Source organism: Halochromatium sp., assembly GCF_054919635.1.
In genome coordinates, this window is record NZ_JBUDPI010000324.1 from 1 (window position 1) to 4,236 (window position 4,236).

Consider the following 4,236-nt stretch of genomic DNA (forward strand, 5'->3'; position numbering starts at 1 on the left):
CGCGCGATGTCTGGGCCTTCGTGCAGCGCATCTGCGGCGTCTGCACCCTGGTGCATGGCATCGCCGGGGTGCGCGCGGTCGAGGATGCGCTCGACTACAAGATCCCGCCCAATGCCGAGCTGATCCGCAACCTGATGATCGGCAGCCAGTATGTGCATGACCATGTGATGCACTTCTATCACCTGCACGCGTTGGACTGGGTCGACATGCTTGGCTCACTGCAAGCCGATCCGAAAAAGGCCTCCGAGCTGGCGCAGTCGATCGGCACCTATGCAAAGACCTCGCCGGGCTACTTCGCCGATGTGCAGAAGCGTCTCAAGGGCTTCGTCGAAGCCGGTCAGCTCGGAATCTTCGCCAACGGCTACTGGGGCCATCCGGCCTACAAGCTGCCGCCGGAGGCCAATCTGATGGCGGTGGCGCATTACCTCGATGCACTCGCCTGGCAGCGCGATGTCGCCGAGCTGCATGCGATCTTCGGCGGCAAGAACCCGCATCCGAACCTCTGCGTCGGTGGCATGCCCTGCGCGATCAGCCTGGAATCGGGCAAGCAGGCCGGCACCGCACTCGACGTCGTCGGCCTGGAGCGGGTGCGCAACATCATCGAGAAGATGCGCGACTTCGTGCATCAGGTCTATGTGCCGGACACCATCGCCATCGCCGGGTTCTACAAGGACTGGTTCCAGCAGGGCGAAGGCATCGGCAACTTCATGACCTATGGTGACTTCCCGTCCCAGGGCTATGGTGATCCGGAGTCCTATCTGATCCCGACCGGCGTGATCCTGAACCGCGACCTCAGCCACATCGAGCCGGTCGACCTCGACGCCGAGGCCGAGATCCAGGAATTCGTCGCGCGCTCCTGGTACGACTACCGCAGCGGCAAAGACAGCGGCCTGCATCCATCCCAGGGCGAGACGACCTTCGCCTATACGGGTCCTGAGCCGCCCTATCAGCAGCTCGATGTTGAGAACCAGTACTCATGGCTGAAGACGCCGCGCTGGAAGGGTAAGCCGATGGAGGTCGGGCCACTGGCGCGGATGCTGATGCTGTATGCCAACGGCAATGAGCAGGCCAAGACGCTGGTCGACAGCACCCTACAGCAGCTCGATCTGCCCATCGACGCGCTCTACTCAACGATGGGCCGCACCGCCGCGCGCACGTTGGAGACGGCGATCATCGTCGACGAGATCCAAGGCTGGTACGACAATCTGGTCGCCAACATCAAGGCCGGCGATGTTAAGACCTTCAACGAGGCGCTCTGGGACCCGGAGACCTGGCCGAAGCAGGCCCAAGGTGTCGGTCGCATGGAAGCCCCGCGCGGCGCGCTCGGGCACTGGATCGTGATCGAGAACGGCAAGACCGCCAATTATCAGGCCGTGGTGCCCAGCACCTGGAACGCCGGGCCGCGTGATGGCCAGGACCAGCAAGGCCCCTACGAGGCAGCGCTCGCCGGCCATGCCCTGCACGACCCACAGCAGCCGATCGAGATCCTGCGCACGGTGCATAGCTTCGATCCATGCATCGCTTGCGCCGTTCATATCACGGACCCTGACGGGGAGGAGGTGCTGAACGTTACTGTGCAATAGAACGCCACTACGTTGTTCATCTCGCAACGGCCGAACTCGGCGCAGGCCATACGCTAACAACAATTGCGTCTGCGCCCCGGCCGTCAGCCAGCCAAAGGAGGAATACAGGTGACATCACTCTCACGCCTCGCCGAGCTCCATGTTCGGCAATTCGTCTCGCAACAGAAGCGCCAGGACGAGCTTAGCCAACAGGATCATCTTGCTGAGCAGCGCCGGGCTGCCAAGCGCAGCCAGGAAGCCAATCGCTGGCGTCAGGCCGCTATCAATAGTGCCGGTCCTCTCTGCCTACTCGACGCGGTCGGGCAAGCTGAGGAAAGCTGGGTCGAGCTCTTCGAGCAGGCCCCGCGCTGCGAATTACCGGAGTCCAAGGTCAGCTCGCGCTGGACTAGCTCAACACTGAAACCGCAATGGGCCTAACCGACCAAGCCGCTCGTAAATCGAACCGATCAGACCCACGTCCAGGATAGTTCAAGGGGTGGCGTTGTCGACAGACAGCGCCACCCTCCAACCATCAGGAGAATCCCAAATGATGTATGGCGTATCGACCAAGGTCAGCACCGGTTTCGACGAGACCATCGAGCGAGTGACAGAGGCGCTAAAGGAGCAAGGTTTCGGCGTGCTCAGCGATATCGATGTGGCCAAGACCCTGAACACCAAGCTCGGTGTGGACCAGGCCCCGTATCGCATTCTCGGCGCCTGCAACCCGGATTTCGCGCATCAGGCGATCACTGCCGAGCCCGATATTGGTGCGCTCCTGCCCTGCAACGTCGTCGTTCGGGTCGACGATGAAGGCGACGTCCGCGTGCTCTTCATGAACCCATTGACCGTGTTGGAATTGGTCGACAACCCACAGGTTCCAGAGCTCGCGGCAAGGGTCCGCGAGCGCCTCGACCGCGTGATGGAAGCCGTCAAGGACTGATCCACAAGCAGCATCGGCAAAGAGCCCGGCAAGTCCAGCAGCTGCTATCCTGACGGCGCGCGAATCGCAACAGCATCAAGCAGCCCTTAGCGTTATGCTCAGCGGCTTTTGTGTCTCGCTGTCGTATCCCGGAGCTTAGCTCATGTACCAGGATCTGGCGCTGCTTGGCCTGTTCATCTTTGCGTTCAGCCTGATCGCCGGTGGGCTCGCTCACACCGTCGTCAGCGGCCCGATCCTGTTCACCGCATTCGGGCTTGCGGTCGGACCACTGGGGCTGGACTTGCTGCAGTTTCACGCCCAGTGGAGCGACCTGCAGCTGCTGGCCGAGCTAACCTTAGCTCTGGTGCTGTTCACCGATGCCGCTGGCACGAACCTAAGCGTGCTCCGCAGCAACCTCGGTATCCCGCAACGGTTGCTGCTGATTGGGTTGCCGTTGACCATCGCGCTGGGCATCGCAGTCGGTCTCGGGTTGTTCCCGCAGCTTGATCTGCTCGAGGTGGCACTGCTGGCGACCATGCTGGCGCCCACGGATGCAGCGCTGGGAAAGGCGGTCGTCACCGATACGCGCGTGCCATCCGGGGTTCGCGAGGGTCTGAATGTGGAGAGCGGACTCAACGACGGCATCTGCGTTCCAATCCTGCTGGTGTTTCTGACGCTGGCAACGACGGCGACAGAAACGACCGATCCACTCTGGCTGACCCTGCGCCTGATGACCGAGGAGATCGGCATTGGGCTCGCAGTTGGTGTGCTGCTGACCCTGGTTGCGAGCAACCTGATTTGGATGGCAGAGCGCCGCGGTTGGGTGACCCAAAGCTGGCGCCAGCTGACAGTCGCTGCGCTGGCGGTCTCCTGCTTCGCGGTGGCACAACAACTCGGCGGCAGCGGCTTCATCGCCGCCTTTACTGGCGGACTCACCTTCGGCTGGCTCTGCGCCCCCTTGAAGAAGCCGCTGCTCCTCGCTGCGGATGGCACCGGCGACACCATGGCGCTGTTGACCTGGGTAATCTTTGGCGCCTCGGTCGTAGGTCTCGGCATTGGCGAGATGAGCTGGCAGGTGCTGGCCTATGCGCTGCTGAGCCTGACGCTCATCCGGATGCTGCCCGTCTTCGTCTCACTCTATGGGCTGGGGCTGAATACGCAGACCATGCTATTCCTGGGCTGGTTTGGGCCGCGCGGACTCGCCAGTATCGTGTTCATCGTTATCGTCCTGAATGAGAGTACCGACAACCCCTTGCTCGCGCACAGCGGCACCCTGGCAATGACGGTGGTCACCACCGTCGTCTTCAGCATCCTGGCGCATGGGCTCTCGGCCAATCCATTGATCGTCCATGCTGGCAAATGGTTGACTAGCGAGCATGGGATTCGAGACTAGGCATGCGCGCAGACGACGCTCGGCCCTCGTCGCAGCGCAACGGACCAAGGCAGGCCTCAGCTGTGCGTCGCTTGCTGAGCACGCGCAAGCTGATGGACACGTTCGAGGAAATGCTCCATACCAGCGCGCCGGTTCGCGCTCAGATGCTCGGCAAGACCAAGACGGGCGATATAGTCGCTGGGATCGGTCTCCAGCACCTGGCCAGGTGTTTGATCTTGAAACGGCACGAGCAGCAGCGCCACCAGACCCCGCACCAGTGGCGTTTCGGCATCAGCTCGATATTGGATGCGCGTCGGATCAGCAGGCTGCGCGCCAGCGGTCAGCCCTGTGCGCGTGTTACAGCCTGGGACGAGGTTGCTATC

At 62.3% G+C, this 4,236-nt stretch carries 5 protein-coding genes; 4 read left to right on the top strand and 1 reads right to left on the bottom strand.

All coding sequences use genetic code 11. From position 1 onward, the window contains the following. The 4 genes from ACY693_RS15830 to ACY693_RS15845 all read left to right on the top strand — a co-directional run. Nucleotides 1-1,583 (top strand): nickel-dependent hydrogenase large subunit (locus ACY693_RS15830; protein ID WP_462322777.1); only part of this gene is annotated, 1,583 nt, incomplete at its 5' end. Nucleotides 1,584-1,691: 108 nt separating this feature from the next. Further along, nucleotides 1,692-2,000 (top strand): hypothetical protein, encoded by a 309-nt coding sequence (locus ACY693_RS15835; protein ID WP_462322778.1) that lies wholly within the window; start codon nt 1,692-1,694, stop codon nt 1,998-2,000. A 112-nt stretch (nt 2,001-2,112) separates the two neighbouring features. After that, nucleotides 2,113-2,502 carry a DUF302 domain-containing protein gene (locus ACY693_RS15840; protein WP_462322781.1) on the top strand — a complete coding sequence of 130 codons (390 nt, stop codon included), beginning with the start codon at nt 2,113-2,115 and terminating at the stop codon, nt 2,500-2,502. A gap of 142 nt (nt 2,503-2,644) precedes the next feature. Further along, nucleotides 2,645-3,874 (top strand): cation:proton antiporter, encoded by a 1,230-nt coding sequence (locus ACY693_RS15845; protein WP_462322779.1) that lies wholly within the window; start codon nt 2,645-2,647, stop codon nt 3,872-3,874. A 56-nt stretch (nt 3,875-3,930) separates the two neighbouring features. On the opposite strand, the gene ACY693_RS15850 is transcribed toward ACY693_RS15845, so the two are convergent. After that, the coding region (locus tag ACY693_RS15850; protein WP_462322780.1) for a SufE family protein at nt 3,931-4,236 on the bottom strand (306 nt) is incomplete at its 5' end.

Bases quoted from the DNA above. Each gene is read 5' to 3' on its own strand.
- ACY693_RS15840 (WP_462322781.1), top strand. From the start codon at position 2,113: ATGTATGGCGTATCGACCAAGGTCAGCACCGGTTTCGACGAGACCATC.
- ACY693_RS15845 (WP_462322779.1), top strand. From the start codon at position 2,645: ATGTACCAGGATCTGGCGCTGCTTGGCCTGTTCATCTTTGCGTTCAGC.